Here is a 13,929-nt window from a genome sequence, read left to right on the forward strand (position 1 = left end):
GCCGGAAGCCCACGGCTTTAGCCGTTGGGTAGTTGACCGAAAAAAGTATACCATATTCTTCGGGAAAACGGACAAAAAATAAGCGGGCGGCGCAAAAAAGCCAGCCCGTAATCATGATTTCGCGTCATGCCGCTCCGTCAGCACTTCCAGCACCGCATCAAGCGGCAGCTTTTGCTCGCGAAGCAGCACCAGCAAATGATACAATAAATCGGCCACTTCCCATTTCAACTCATCATGGCTGCGGTTTTTTGCGGCGATAATAACCTCCGCCGCTTCTTCTCCGACTTTCTTTAAAATTTTATCGATGCCTTTTTCGAACAAATACGTCGTATATGCACCCTCCGGACGTTCCGCATCCCTCTTGGCGATGATTTCCTCTAACTTATTAATAATCGCAAACCGATTTGGCGAAGCTTCATGTTTTTCTCCGTTCATACGGTTTGAAAAACACGAATAGCTTCCTGTATGGCAAGCGGGCCCGGCGGGCTCGACAAGCACCAAAAGCGCATCGCTGTCACAGTCATAGCGCATATCGACGATGCGCTGCGTATGGCCGGAAGTAGCGCCTTTATGCCAAAGCTCCTGGCGCGAGCGGCTGTAAAACCAGGTTTCCCCCGTTTCTAGCGATTTTTGTAGCGACTCTCTATTCATATAGGCCAGCATCAATACTTCTTTGCTTTGCGCATCTTGGACAATCGCGGGAACGAGCCCTTTTTCATCAAAACGGATATTTGCGAGGTTCATCGTACATTTACCCCTCTTTCTTTTAAATACGCTTTTACTTCTTTCACCGATGTTTCTTTATAGTGGAAAATCGAAGCGGCAAGCGCGGCGTCTGCTTTCCCTTTTTCAAATACTTCAAGGAAATGCTCCGCCTTCCCGGCCCCGCCGGAAGCAATGACCGGAACCGACACCGCTTCGCTTACTTTCCTCGTCAATTCGATATCAAATCCATTTTTTTCGCCATCGCAATCCATGCTGGTCAACAAAATTTCTCCCGCGCCGCGGCGGACCGCTTCTTTTGCCCATTCGACAACTTCAAAATCAGTTGCGTTGCGCCCGCCATGCGTATAAACGCGCCACGAACCGATCGCTTCGTCGTATTTCGCATCAATCGCCACGACGATGCATTGCGAACCAAAAAAGTCCGCGCCTTCCGTAATCAGCTGCGGATTGCGGACGGCGGCCGTATTCAGCGACACTTTATCGGCACCAGCGCGCAAGATCGTTTTCATATCCTCCAACGAATGAATGCCGCCGCCGACCGTAAACGGAATCGCCAATTGTGCAGCAACTTTCTCGACAACTTCGACCATCGTTTTCCGTCCCTCGTGCGAAGCGGAAATATCTAAAAAGACAAGCTCATCCGCTCCTTGTTCATCATAAAACTTCGCCAGTTCGACTGGATCGCCGGCGTCGCGAAGCTGAACGAACTGCACGCCTTTCACAACGCGCCCGTCTTTGACATCCAAGCAGGGAATAATCCGTTTCGTAATCATTCGTCTTTCACCGCCTCAAGCGCCTCAGCGACGGTAAATTGCTTCGTATAGAGCGCTTTGCCGACAATCGCACCGGCCACGCCTTCCTTGGCGTATTTTCGCAGCGCTAAAAGATCGGCGAGCGAGCTGACGCCACCGGAAGCAATGACTTGTTTTCCGGTTGCCCGCGCCATTTCAACGACTGCCGCGACATTTGGGCCTGACAGCGTTCCGTCGGTGGCGATATCGGTAAAAATAAACGTTTGCGCCCCGGCTGCAGCGAGCTCTTTTCCAAGGTCTTCCGCTTTGACATTGGAAGTGTGAAGCCATCCTTCCGTCGCGACAAACCCGTCTCTCGCATCAATGCCGATGGCAATACGCTCGCCGTATTTTTTCAACATTTCTTTGACAAACGGCGGATCAGCAATGGCAGCGCTCCCTAAAATGACGCGCGCCACACCGTTTTCTAAATAATACACAATATCCTCTTCCGTCCGGATGCCGCCGCCAATTTGCACTTTCACCGGCAGCTGTTTTGCCACTTCGACGACGAAACGATCATTGACACGCTTTCCTTCTTTTGCGCCGTCAAGATCGACCATATGAATCCATTCGGCGCCTTGCGCGGCGAACAACGCCGCCATTTCAACCGGCGAATCACCGTATACCGTCTCTTTTCCATAATCGCCTTGCAGCAGGCGGACGCATTTGCCGCCGCGCATATCAACCGCTGGATAAACCGTAAACCCCGCCATCATCCGTTCCCCTTTCCTTCTACGATCGCCAAATAGTTTTGCAATATTTTCATGCCCACCTCGCCGCTTTTTTCCGGATGAAACTGGGTGCCGAATACGTTTTCTTTGCCGACCACGGCCGGTACTTCGACATTATACGAACTGCTTGCCAGCACCGTCTTTGCATCGTCTGTCACGACATAGTAGGAATGAACAAAATAAACATGCCCTTCTTCTATATTGTCAAGCAGCGGCGAAGGATGATGAAACTTTAGCCGGTTCCAGCCCATATGCGGCACTTTATAGCGTTCGCCGCTTGCCGCCTCCTCAGGGATGCGGACGACGCGGCCAGACAACAGTCCCAATCCTTTTGTTAATCCGTTTTCTTCGCTCTCTTCAAACAGCAGCTGCATGCCAAGGCAAATGCCAAGCAGCGGGGTGCCGTTCTCCGCAGCAGTGCGGATGAAGCCGGCCAAACCGGTTTCCTGCAAAATATGCATCGCGTCTTTAAACGAACCGACACCTGGCAAAATGAGCCCCCGCGCCTGTTTTAATTCATTCGGATGACCAGAAATCATATACGGATAATCAAGACGCTCCAGCGCTTTGCTGACGCTGTATAAGTTTCCCATTCCATAGTCAATAATGCCAATCATCGTCACAACATCCCTTTCGTTGATGGAACGCCTTTGACGCGCGGGTCGATCATCGTTGCTTCATCGAGCGCGCGCCCTAACGCTTTAAATACCGCTTCAATCATATGATGCGTGTTGCGCCCGTAATGGACGATAACATGCAAATTCATGCGCGCTTCAAGCGCCAATTTCCATAAAAATTCATGCACGAGTTCGACATCAAACGTTCCGACTTTTTGGCTTGGAAACTGTCCGCGGAACTCAAAATGCGGACGGTTGCTTAAATCGACAACGACTTGGGCAAGCGCCTCGTCCATCGGGACAAACGCGTTTCCGTAACGTTTAATCCCTTTTTTATCGCCAAGGGCCTCGCGCAGCGCTTGCCCGAGGCAAATCCCAATATCTTCGGTCGTATGATGGTCATCCACTTCCGTGTCGCCTTTCGCCTTGACCGTTAAATTAAAATGTCCGTGCTTCGTAAATAAATCAAGCATATGGGTCAAAAACGGCACGCCCGTATCCAATTCCGCCTTTCCTTCCCCGTCAATGACAAACTCCAGCTGAATATCCGTCTCCTTTGTCGTTCGCAAAATCGATGCATGTCTTGCCATGACCAGATCCTCCTTATTTTTTGAAACGCGCCTCTACCGCGCGCGCATGCGCTTCGAGCCCTTCGAGGCGGGCAAACGCAGCAATTTTTTCAGCATTTTGTTTCAACGCCGTTTCGCTGTAAACAATGATGCTCGATTTTTTCACAAACTCGTCGACGCTTAGCCCGCTCGAAAACCGCGCCGTGCCATTGGTCGGCAGCACGTGGTTTGGGCCGGCGAAATAATCGCCGACCGGCTCCGAGCTAAACCGGCCTAAAAAAATCGCTCCTGCGTGACGGATTTGGCCAAGGAGTTGCAGCGGCTCAGCCGTCATCACTTCCAAATGTTCCGGCGCCAATTCATTGACGACTCTCACTGCTTCGTCCAGCGTTTCCGTCACGTAAATCGCTCCATAGTTTTCCAGAGACGAAGCGGCAATCGCTTTGCGCGGCAGCGTTTCAAGCTGTTTTTCGACTTCGCTGGCAACGGCAAGCGCCAATTTCATCGATGGCGTGACGAGAATCGCGGAAGCGCGCTCATCGTGCTCGGCTTGTGACAACAAATCAGCGGCAATTTCATCCGCATTGGCTGTTTCATCGGCCAGCACAACGATTTCGCTCGGCCCGGCAATCATGTCAATCGCCACTTGTCCAAACACTTCGCGTTTAGCAAGCGCTACATAAATATTGCCTGGCCCGAAAATTTTATCGACGGGCCGAATCGTCTCCGTTCCGTACGCCAGCGCGGCAATCGCCTGTGCGCCGCCGACTTTATAGATTTCGCTTACCCCTAATTCGTTCGCCGCCACTAACACGCCTGCCGGAAGCGTCCCGTCTTGATTTGGTGGAGATACGATCACAATTCGCTTCACCCCTGCGACTTGAGCAGGAATGACGTTCATCAATACGGAGGATGGGTAGGCGGCTGTCCCTCCAGGAACATAAAGCCCGACCGCATCGAGCGGCGTTATTTTTTGACCGAGGATCGTACCATCCTCTTTGGCGGTAATCCACGATTCCCGCTTTTGCCGTTCATGATAATCGCGAATGTTTGCCGCCGCTTCGCGGATAATCGCCAGCATCTCTGCGCTGACTTGTTGATACGCCTGTTCCATTTCCTTTTCTGTTATACGCAGCGACGCAAGGCGCACCTGATCAAATTTTTCCGTATACTCTTTCAGCGCTTCGTCACCGCGTGTGCGCACATCGGCGATGATTTCTAGCACCGCCCGGCGCTGCTCTTCCGTTCCCGATTCAATCGTGCGGCGCAGCGACAAGTGTTTTGTCACTCGTTCGATTTTCACATCGGCTCTCCCCTTTATTGTGGAATGACTGCGGATAATCGCTCGACAAGGCGATCAATCGCTTCATCTTTCATGCGGTAGCTGACCGGGTTGACGATTAAACGCGACGTTACATCCGCAATTTTCTCGAATTCCACCAATCCGTTTTCTTTCAGCGTCCGTCCGGTCGAAACAATATCGACAATACGGTCCGCAAGCCCGATTAACGGCGCCAGCTCGATGGAGCCGTTAAGCCGGATGATCTCGACTTGCTCGCCTTGTTCGCGAAAATAGCTCGAGGCAATATTCGGGTATTTCGTCGCCACGCGCGGGGCGATTTGGTTCATGCGCACACCCGGCAGCCCTGCCACCGCTAAATGGCATTTGCTGATCTTTAAATCTAGCAGCTCGTACACATCGCGCTCTTCTTCCATCATCACGTCTTTGCCGGCAATGCCTAAATCCGCCACCCCGTGCTCGACGTAGGTGACGACATCCATCGGCTTGGCGAGAATAAAACGCATCTGCTCTTCCGGCACCTCAATCACGAGCTTTCTTGACTCGGCAAATTCCGGCGGGAGCGTGTAGTCCGCTTTACGTAGCAACTCGACCGCTTCTTCAAAAATACGCCCTTTCGGCATCGCAACAGTGAGCATCATTTGTCACTCCTCATGAGTGTTGATTGAAAGTGTAACAATAAAATCTCTGTAGCCAACAAAAACAAAGAATGAACCCGGCTTTTCTGCCGGAGTCGGCAAGCCAATGCTTGCCGACTGGGCATGCGTGGCATGCCCGTCCCCAACGACGAACGCTTTGCGGACAAATCAAATTTGTCCGCCAGCATTCCCGTTTGGGGATTACGGCAGAAAAGCCATGTATAAACAAATAGTAATTTTTTTTCGTAAATCATCGCGCTTGATCAATCTTTTTCCTTGCTGCCAAGCAAATACGTCATCGATGGATACCGTTTGCTGTAGGCATCAATATCCCGAATCCCGGAAATGTGCTGCAAAACGACGCGTTTTCCCTCACGGCGCTTGGCGTCAGCCAATTCAATCGCCTCAGCAAACCGCTCCTGGCTAAATACAATGCACTCGATGTTCGGCTCCGCTTCTGATTCCCCAAGTGCTTCGATTAGTCGATCGACGCGAATGCCGAATCCAGTCGCCGGAGCTTTGCGGGCAAACTTCTCCAACAGGTCGTCATAGCGGCCGCCATTTCCGATCGGAAAGCCGACCTGTTCGGCGTACACTTCAAATAAAATACCCGTGTAATAGCTCATATGGCTGACGAGCGTCAAATCGAATTTCACCACATCGGCGACTCTGTACATGTCCAGCGCGCGAAGCAGCGCAGCGAGCTCTTCGGCGGCACGCTTCCCTTCTTCGCAATGGATCACTTCTTTCGCCTCTTCCAGCATCATGCCGCTGCCACGCAGCGAAAGAAGCTGAAGCAGGCGTTTTTGATCAATCGAGGAAAGCGGCAGTGATTGGACGTGTTCGCGATAGCCAACATAATTTTTTTCATATAAAAAGCGTCGTAATACGCTAGCCCGCTCTTCATTTCCTAAAATCTCTAAAAATAAAGCGTTGACATAGCCAATATGGCCGATCGTAACCGTAAAGTGCTGTAGCCCAGCCCGCTTCAGCATGGCAATCATTAAGCTAATCACTTCCGCATCGGCCGCGATCGTCCCGTCCCCGATACATTCGATGCCGATTTGTTCAAACTCCGCCGGACGCCCTCCCTCGTGCTGCTGGGCGCGGAACACGTTGGCGTTATACGCAAGGCGGAGTGGATTGCCATCTTTGTAAAGCCGGGAAGCGGCCAGCCTTGCGATCGGCGCCGTCATATCCGGGCGAAGCACAAGCGTATGCCCTTGCTGATCGAGCAGTTTAAACAGCCGATGGTCCGCGATCGCCGAAGCCGAACCGACCGTTTCATAATACTCCAGCGTCGGCGTTTCAATAAACTCATAGCCCCATTTTTCCATTTCATCCGCCATCACTTGACGGACGCGTTTTTTTATTTCATATAAAAACGGCAACGTATCACGCATGCCTAACGGTTTTTCGAACATAAACAGCTTTTTGGTCATGTCCACACGTCCTTTATGATAAATACTTTAGTTTGCTAATATGGTAGAGAAGTGAAGTTACTAGTAGTTTACTCCTCATTTGTCCGTGCGTCAACTATTAAATACATTTTAAATGAAAGCGACGTACAAAATGCCGCAAATAAATACGTTTTCGTACGGAACGAAAAGAATTTAGAAAACAATAAAACGAGCAGGATGGCGCATCATCCTGCTCGTTTTAAACCAGACGAAATCATGACTTCCTTATTTTTGAGCAATCATGCGACCGGCATGATGTTGTCTGCTTGCCTTGGCAACGAATGAAATTGCATTATGATTGGCATCAAGATAAACTAACTTTAGTAAACAAATATGTTCTATAAACCAAAAAATATTTAATAAGTATTTACTTTTATCTCCGGAAAATTAATAAAAAAAGTCAAAAATAAACCACCTAAAACTCAAATGAATGACAAATAATTATTTACTAAATACCAATACGTTTTTAAAAAAGAAAGGATGCATGCCAATGACGCGGATTCAAAAAATCGCTGAAAGCTTTGCTCAACTTCTTCCTCTGTTTGATAACAAAGTTTTCAAACCGATCATCCAGGCTACCCCGATTCCGAAAAAAAAATCGGATTTAACTCATTTGCAATTTCACATTTTGGAAGCTTTGTTCCATGCAAAGACAGGAATCTCGATGACGGAGTTGGCCCAACACTTGAGAATTTCCAAACAGCAGTTGACCCCTCTAATTCGGAAATTGGAGGAAAAAGATTATGTGGTAAAAATGCAAGATTCTACTGATCGGCGAGTTGTTATACTCATGCTGACGGAAAAAGGGAAAGACATCGTAAAAAAACGTTGGGAAGAAATTTATCATCTATTTTGTGACAAGTTAGGGAAACTCAGCGAGGATGACTTGATAGACTTGGACTATGCGATCACCAAAATGATTCGAATTATGGGCAAGCTGGAATAAGTCTCATTTCCGAACAGCGTATGTACAGAAACAGCGGAAGCCAAAACGTACAAATCTATCTCAAAAAAGAGATTAGAGTTCCTTTGCAAATTGGACGAAAGTGAGAAAGGAATGGATGTGAAGAAGGAATCTGAATGCTAAAAATCTGCCAAATGAACCTTGGGAACTGCCAAGCTCGCTGGATGAAGGAGAAACCGATCTCCCACCTCGACATGAATGGAAGTGGGAGAATCCATTCTATTCATGGGAATGATCTTTTCTTCGCTCCATCTCTTCTTTCGTGTAAATAATTTGCATCGGATTGCCGGCGACAAACGCTCCGGCCGGCACATCTTTATGGACGACCGTGCCGGCGGCGACGACGGCGCGGTCGCCAATGACCACTCCGGGAAGAACCGTCGAGTTGGCGCCAATCATCACTTCATCTCCGATCATCACATCGCCAAGGCGGTATTCATCAATTAAGTATTCATGCGCCAAAATCGTCGTATTGTAGCCAATGATGCAATTGCGGCCGATTTGAATTTTTTCCGGAAACATAATATCCGGCATGACCATAAAGGCAAGCGCCGTTTTTTCGCCGATTTTCATTCGCAAAAACGTGCGGTACAGCCAGTTTTTCACCGCTAAAAACGGCGTGTAGCGGCCGATTTGAATGACGATCACGTTTTTGAGCACTTTCCAAAACGACACGGTTTTATAAATTTGCCATAGAGAATTTGCTCCTGATACCGGATATTTCGTCGTCCGTCTCACCTATTATTCCACTCCTACAATCGCCAATAAGTCGCTCATTTTTTCCAGCATAAAATCCGGTTCATATTGTTCCAAATACTCCCGACCTTTAATCGTCCACGCTACTCCCGCTGTTTTTGTGCCAGCGTTTTTTCCTGCCAAAATATCGTGATAATTATCACCGACCATTAACGCTTCATCCGGCGTTGATTGCAGCAAGTCCAGCGCTTTATAAATCGGCTCCGGATCCGGTTTCGGGCGCTTGACATCATCGAGGCCGATGACGCAATCAAAAAACGGCGCAAGCCGCGTTTTTTGCAGTCCCATCACTGCCGTCTGATGAATTTTTGTCGTCACGACGCCGAGACGGAACCCGTGCTGGTGCAACGTTTCGATCGTTTCATACACCGTTTCAAATTCGCGGATGAGCGCGTCATGATGCGCAAGATTGAATGAGCGATACGTATCAACCATTTCTTGCGTGCGCAACGGATCCAATGCGCTGAACGTTTCATGCAGCGATGGGCCGATAAATGGCAATACATCCTCACGTTTGTATTTGCCGGGATAGTAGATTTCCAACGTATGCAAAAAGGATTGAATAATAAGTTCATTCGTATCAATTAAGGTTCCATCGAGATCAAATAAAATGGTGCGAATCGTCATTATGCGGCTTCCTTTCTTTTTGTTTCTCCAACACGATTCCAAATAAAACTGATAAGCATGGTTAATAAAATAGCGGTGGCCAGCCGGATGACAAGCAGCGGCCATACCGGAATTCCAAGTGGAACAAATACGAGCGTATCTTCCACAACGGCGTGACATGACACAAGGAAAATAAAGGCCAATGTTAAATCACGTTTCGATACGCCGTCTTCTTTTACCGCCTGAATCATCACCCCCGCGCCGTACGCTAAACCGAACACGAGCCCAGCTGCCAATGTCAAAGAGGTGTTTTCTTTCATGCCAAGCACTTTTATCACCGGCGCCATCCAACGCGAAAAAATATGGATCCATTTTAACTCTTTTAATATTTGAATTCCAAGCATAAGTGGAATCACGATCACCGCCAACTGCACGATCCCAAGGCACGCTTTTTTCACCCCGTCAAACAAAATCGCGCCCCAGCTTGTCAACTGCTCTGGAGAATTCGAAACAAAACCGTATTGTGCTGTTTCGCTCCCCCCATGCCAAAGATAATGAATCAATAGAGCGGAAACAAGCGCGAGCCCGATGCGAACAATAATCATTAGCGCAATGCTCATGCCGGTGCGCGACGCGACGGTCGACTCGATGAGCAAGTTATGAGAAAACGAAAGCATGATCGCCAAAATTAATACTTCTTTTACCGTTAAGTCCAATGTTAAAATCGCGCCAATTCCGGCGTACAAGTTTAATAAGTTGCCAAGCACAAGCGGTATCGCCGCGTCCCCCGGCAAGCCAATCCATTTCATGAACGGAGTGACAAGCTGAATAACCCATTGCAATACCGGTGTATGCTGCAAAATCGATACGATTAACGTAATCGGAAAAATCACTTTTCCAAGCGTCCACGTCGTTTGCAAACCGACGAAAAACCCGCGCCGCAATATGCCAGCCATCTCTCTTCTCTCCTTTGCTAATCTCGATAACGTTCCTTGGCTAACCCTTTCATTCTGCGGTATACCCATAAACATACCGAAAGTATAATGAGCGCAACGGAAACGACTTGCGCGATGCGAAGATGACTTGTCAGCATCAAACTATCGGTGCGCATCCCTTCAATGTAAAACCGGCCGATCGAATACCAAATCAAATAGCTGAGAAACAGTTCCCCACGCCGCAGATTGACGCGCCGCAACCACAGCAGCAGCAAAAAGCCCACAAAATCCCACAGCGACTCATATAAAAACGTCGGATGGTAATATTGGCCGTTAATATACATTTGGTTGATAATAAAATCCGGCAAGTGCAAGCTTTCGAGAAACTCCCGCGTCACTGGGCCACCATGCGCTTCTTGGTTCATAAAATTGCCCCAGCGTCCGATCGCCTGCCCTAAAATAATGCTTGGCGCCGCGATATCGGCCAGCTTCCAAAACGAAAGCCCCCGCGCCTTCGCAAAGACGATCCCTGTCGCGACTGCGCCGATCAATCCTCCGTGAATGGCAAGGCCGCCTTCCCAAATTTTCGGGATTTCCGATATATGTTTCGAATAATAATTCCACTCAAAAATCACGTAATAGGCGCGCGCGCACAAAATCGCAATGGGCACGGCGAACAAAACAAGATCGACAAACGTTTCTTTCGGCAGTCCTCGCCGTACTCCTTCTCTTGTCGCAAGCCATAGCCCGATTAATACTCCCGTTCCGATAATCACCCCGTACCAGTAAATGGTGATCGGACCAAGATGCAAAAAGACACGGTCTAGCGGCTGAATCGTCGACTCCATCCATTCTCCTCCTAACTATTATTCGTAATCGCGCTCCCCGTCTTCAATTGCATCGGTCAAACGCGCGGAAAACTCCTCTGCGGCGTTGACTCCCATCCTCTTCAAACGAAAATTCATCGCAGCGACCTCGACAATGACGGCAAGGTTTCTTCCCGGACGAACCGGTATTGTCAATTTCGGCAATTCCGTATCCAAAATTTTTACTTTTTCTTCTTCGAGGCCAAGACGATCATATTGTTTATTCGGATCCCAAAGTTCCAAATCAATCACTAGTGAAATGCGTTTATGCGTCCGCACCGCACCGGCGCCAAATAATGTCATCATATTAATAATGCCTAACCCGCGAATCTCCAGCAAATGCTCAATTAACTCCGGCGCGCTGCCAACCAACATATCTTCATCTTCCTGGCGGATTTCGACACAGTCGTCCGCGACAAGGCGATGACCGCGCTTGACTAGTTCCAGAGCCGTTTCACTTTTGCCGACCCCGCTTTTCCCAGTAATTAATACCCCGACACCGTAAACGTCGACCAACACGCCGTGCACCGCCGTTGTCGGGGCGAGTTTGCTCTCCAAATAATTCGTCAACCGGCTCGAAAGACGGGTCGTTTTCATTGTCGAACGCATCACCGGCACCGACTGCCGCTCGGAAGCTTCGATCAGTTCCGGCGGCACTTCCAATCCGCGGGAAATAATAATTCCAGGAGTAATATCGGTGCAAAGTCTCTCCATTCTCGTTCTTTTCTCTTCCGGACTTAACGTTTCATAAAATGACAGTTCTGTTTTGCCCAATAACTGAATGCGCTCAGCCGGATAATAAGCAAAATAGCCTGCCATTTCAATGCCAGGACGGGATAGGTCACTTGTCGTAATCGGGCGGTAAATGCCTTCCGCACCGCTGACTAACTCTAACTGGAATTTTTCGATAATGTCTTTTGTACGCACTTTCGGCATGTCGGCACTTCTCCCCTTTCTTTGTCTTTTTCCATTTTAGCACTTTTCTTAATTTCATTGAATGAAAAACATCGCTGCAAACAAAAAGAGGCGGAAACCTCTCTTTGTTCCGCCCCTAATCGCCTATTTTTGCCGCAGCGGCTCAATAATCGCTTTTTGAATAAGCAAATGGAAAAAGGAAAGAACGATCGAAGCCAACAGCGCGGTACCAAACCCGTTGATTTCAAACGCATCTCCCATCAGCGCCGCGGTCATCTTCAATGTAATCGCATTAATCACGAACAAAAATAATCCGAGCGTTAAAATCGTCACCGGCAGCGTAAGCAAAATTAAAATAGGACGCACGATCACATTTAGAATGGCTAAAATCATGCTGGCGATAAAAGCGGCGCCAATGCCGCTGAATCGAATGGAATCAAAATATCCATCAATCGCCACCAATAATACCGTATTCACAAATACGCCAATTAACCAGTTGAGCATCTTATCACCATCTTTTTATGATCACTTTCGGCTACTTGTCACCGTCTTCAGCCACATGTAGGGAAACGGAGCCCGCTTTGGAATCCACATAAATATGAAACGGCGGCTTTGCGCTATTTTGACATTGAAAACGAATTGCTTTTTGCGCGGTTTCTTGCTTTTCTTCCACTAAAAATGCATTCGGATGACGGTACACTAATCCACCTAGGTTCGTTCTCATTTCCCCTTCCAAGCATATATCGCGCGGCAAAAGCAACGTAATGTTTCCCGTCACCGTTTTTCCCGTCACGACTCCATCTTCTCTTTCCGTCGCGTACGTAATTCCGCCGCTAAACGTCCGCAGCCGCGCATAACGATAATGGCCATCGAGCTTGATTTCTCCATGAATCGTTTCCGCTTCGACTTCCTCGAATGTGCTGTGTTCAAGCACGATCGACCCATTGGCCGTTTCCAACTCCGCCTCTTTACCGACAAGACGGTGCAGCATCATACTCCCATTCACGTTTTTAATGTGCAGCTTATCCATGTGGACGTCTTCTATATTTATATTGCCATTAAGCAAGCGAAATTTTGCGTCTTGAAGCGATGTTTTCGGAATATAAATAACGGCATCGGTTTTCATAAACGGCTTGGAAACGGAAAAGTGCAAACAACCATCCCGCGCGGAAAATACCGCCTCTTCGGTAAAGGCGCGGCGCGCTGCATCCGCCGATTCCGAACGGTACACTTTTGCTTCGCATTCAATGCGGACATCCGCTTGGTCCCATGGTATCATCTTTATATTTCCATTGGCAATATATACATCCATTTCTTGCAGCTTTGCATCGCTTTGATGGAAAACATGTTTTATTTCAAATGCGTTGGCAAATTGGAAATCAAATTCTTTTACCTTTTTGACAGCCATATCGAAAAAGTCCACCAGTTTTTCTTTGAGAGAGGCCATTTTGACCGAATGCTGCTTGGCGTCCGCATACGGTCCGGACGCATAAGACGATGATGAAAAACCGTTATCGCTCTTTTTTTGGTCTAACTGTTCCAGTAGCATCAACGCTTCTTCCACCGTCAGTTTTCCTTCTTTGACCATGTTAAGTATGCGCTTTTTTTCCTCCATGGGGCGCTCTCCTTTCATTATTTATTTTAACACTTGAATCCCCCTAATAATATTCCAAATGACCACAACCAAATTGACGATCCCTGCCGCAATAAAACCAATCCATACTAGGCCGCCGCCAACCCAAAATGACACGTCGCTGCCTCTCCCTGTCCATCCAGCAAAAATAGCGCTGACGATAAACAACAAAATGGTCAGAGCTGGAATCAAATGGGAAAGCAACGCTTTTTTTGCATGGCGTTTTACTTCCGGATGATCGGTGACAAAGTAAACGACAATCGGAAAGATGAATCCAGCAAAGAAAATGCTGAAGTAACATAAGGATGCAAGCACTTTATTGGAATTCACCAACAAATTCCTCCTTTTGTTCTATATAATTTATATACGGCAGCCATGCAGAAAAGTTTCGCCGGGCATACGGTAAAAAAACGGCAAAG

The 13,929-nt window shown here is 48.3% G+C and carries 17 protein-coding genes; 1 reads left to right on the top strand and 16 read right to left on the bottom strand.

From position 1 onward, the window contains the following. Positions 1–111: 111 nt before the first annotated feature. The 8 genes from hisIE to HT574_RS06415 all read right to left on the bottom strand — a co-directional run bounded on the left by hisIE (position 112) and on the right by HT574_RS06415 (position 6,817). Positions 112–744 (bottom strand): bifunctional phosphoribosyl-AMP cyclohydrolase/phosphoribosyl-ATP diphosphatase HisIE, encoded by a 633-nt coding sequence (hisIE, locus tag HT574_RS06380; RefSeq protein WP_061580144.1) that lies wholly within the window; start codon positions 742–744, stop codon positions 112–114. Beyond that, positions 741–1,499 (bottom strand): imidazole glycerol phosphate synthase subunit HisF, encoded by a 759-nt coding sequence (gene hisF / locus HT574_RS06385; protein WP_017435698.1) that lies wholly within the window; start codon positions 1,497–1,499, stop codon positions 741–743. The genes hisIE and hisF overlap by 4 nt, the downstream gene beginning before the upstream one ends. Continuing rightward, positions 1,496–2,233 carry a 1-(5-phosphoribosyl)-5-[(5-phosphoribosylamino)methylideneamino]imidazole-4-carboxamide isomerase gene (gene hisA, locus HT574_RS06390; RefSeq protein ID WP_042410572.1) on the bottom strand — a complete coding sequence of 246 codons (738 nt, stop codon included), beginning with the start codon at positions 2,231–2,233 and terminating at the stop codon, positions 1,496–1,498. The genes hisF and hisA overlap by 4 nt, the downstream gene beginning before the upstream one ends. Then, positions 2,233–2,874 carry an imidazole glycerol phosphate synthase subunit HisH gene (gene hisH, locus HT574_RS06395; RefSeq protein WP_175243923.1) on the bottom strand — a complete coding sequence of 214 codons (642 nt, stop codon included), beginning with the start codon at positions 2,872–2,874 and terminating at the stop codon, positions 2,233–2,235. Before hisH ends, hisA begins: the two co-directional genes overlap by 1 nt. Beyond that, a complete protein-coding gene (gene hisB, locus HT574_RS06400; protein WP_042410576.1) occupies positions 2,871–3,458 on the bottom strand; it encodes an imidazoleglycerol-phosphate dehydratase HisB in 588 nt (195 codons plus the stop codon). Before hisB ends, hisH begins: the two co-directional genes overlap by 4 nt. Before the next feature lie 13 nt (positions 3,459–3,471). Continuing rightward, positions 3,472–4,740, bottom strand: a complete 1,269-nt coding sequence (gene hisD, locus HT574_RS06405) for a histidinol dehydrogenase (protein ID WP_081160809.1) — start codon at positions 4,738–4,740, stop codon at positions 3,472–3,474. A gap of 14 nt (positions 4,741–4,754) precedes the next feature. After that, complete coding sequence (gene hisG / locus HT574_RS06410) at positions 4,755–5,375, bottom strand: ATP phosphoribosyltransferase (RefSeq protein ID WP_175244193.1); 621 nt, start codon at positions 5,373–5,375, stop codon at positions 4,755–4,757. A gap of 263 nt (positions 5,376–5,638) precedes the next feature. After that, positions 5,639–6,817, bottom strand: coding sequence for an ATP phosphoribosyltransferase regulatory subunit (locus HT574_RS06415; protein WP_175243924.1), 1,179 nt, complete (start codon positions 6,815–6,817; stop codon positions 5,639–5,641). 508 nt (positions 6,818–7,325) lie between these two features. Here HT574_RS06415 and HT574_RS06420 point away from each other — a divergent pair. Then, entirely contained in the window at positions 7,326–7,781 is a 456-nt protein-coding gene (locus HT574_RS06420) for a MarR family winged helix-turn-helix transcriptional regulator (protein ID WP_175243925.1), read from the top strand. A gap of 237 nt (positions 7,782–8,018) precedes the next feature. Here HT574_RS06420 and HT574_RS06425 read toward each other — a convergent pair whose 3' ends face one another. From HT574_RS06425 to HT574_RS06460, 8 genes are all read right to left on the bottom strand, one after another. Continuing rightward, on the bottom strand, positions 8,019–8,537 hold the full coding sequence (locus HT574_RS06425; protein ID WP_175243926.1) for an acyltransferase: 519 nt from the start codon (positions 8,535–8,537) through the stop codon (positions 8,019–8,021). A gap of 3 nt (positions 8,538–8,540) precedes the next feature. After that, the gene (gene ppaX, locus HT574_RS06430; RefSeq protein WP_042411012.1) at positions 8,541–9,182 is read right to left on the bottom strand and encodes a pyrophosphatase PpaX; all 642 of its coding nucleotides are present in this window, start codon (positions 9,180–9,182) and stop codon (positions 8,541–8,543) included. Then, a complete protein-coding gene (locus HT574_RS06435) occupies positions 9,182–10,117 on the bottom strand; it encodes a nucleoside recognition domain-containing protein (protein WP_175243927.1) in 936 nt (311 codons plus the stop codon). Before HT574_RS06435 ends, ppaX begins: the two co-directional genes overlap by 1 nt. Positions 10,118–10,134: 17 nt before the next feature. Further along, the gene (gene lgt, locus HT574_RS06440; RefSeq protein ID WP_175243928.1) at positions 10,135–10,944 is read right to left on the bottom strand and encodes a prolipoprotein diacylglyceryl transferase; all 810 of its coding nucleotides are present in this window, start codon (positions 10,942–10,944) and stop codon (positions 10,135–10,137) included. Between the two features lie 18 nt (positions 10,945–10,962). Beyond that, complete coding sequence (hprK, locus tag HT574_RS06445; protein WP_175243929.1) at positions 10,963–11,898, bottom strand: HPr(Ser) kinase/phosphatase; 936 nt, start codon at positions 11,896–11,898, stop codon at positions 10,963–10,965. Positions 11,899–12,021: 123 nt separating this feature from the next. Continuing rightward, a complete protein-coding gene (locus HT574_RS06450; protein WP_175243930.1) occupies positions 12,022–12,381 on the bottom strand; it encodes a phage holin family protein in 360 nt (119 codons plus the stop codon). 31 nt (positions 12,382–12,412) lie between these two features. Then, positions 12,413–13,492, bottom strand: a complete 1,080-nt coding sequence (locus HT574_RS06455; protein WP_175243931.1) for a DUF4097 family beta strand repeat-containing protein — start codon at positions 13,490–13,492, stop codon at positions 12,413–12,415. Positions 13,493–13,513: 21 nt separating this feature from the next. Beyond that, positions 13,514–13,840 carry a magnetosome magnetite crystal formation protein family gene (locus tag HT574_RS06460; protein WP_175243932.1) on the bottom strand — a complete coding sequence of 109 codons (327 nt, stop codon included), beginning with the start codon at positions 13,838–13,840 and terminating at the stop codon, positions 13,514–13,516. Positions 13,841–13,929: the final 89 nt, after the last annotated feature.

Source organism: Parageobacillus sp. VR-IP (assembly GCF_013357975.1).
Taxonomy (GTDB): Bacteria; Bacillota; Bacilli; order Bacillales; family Anoxybacillaceae; genus Saccharococcus; species Saccharococcus caldoxylosilyticus.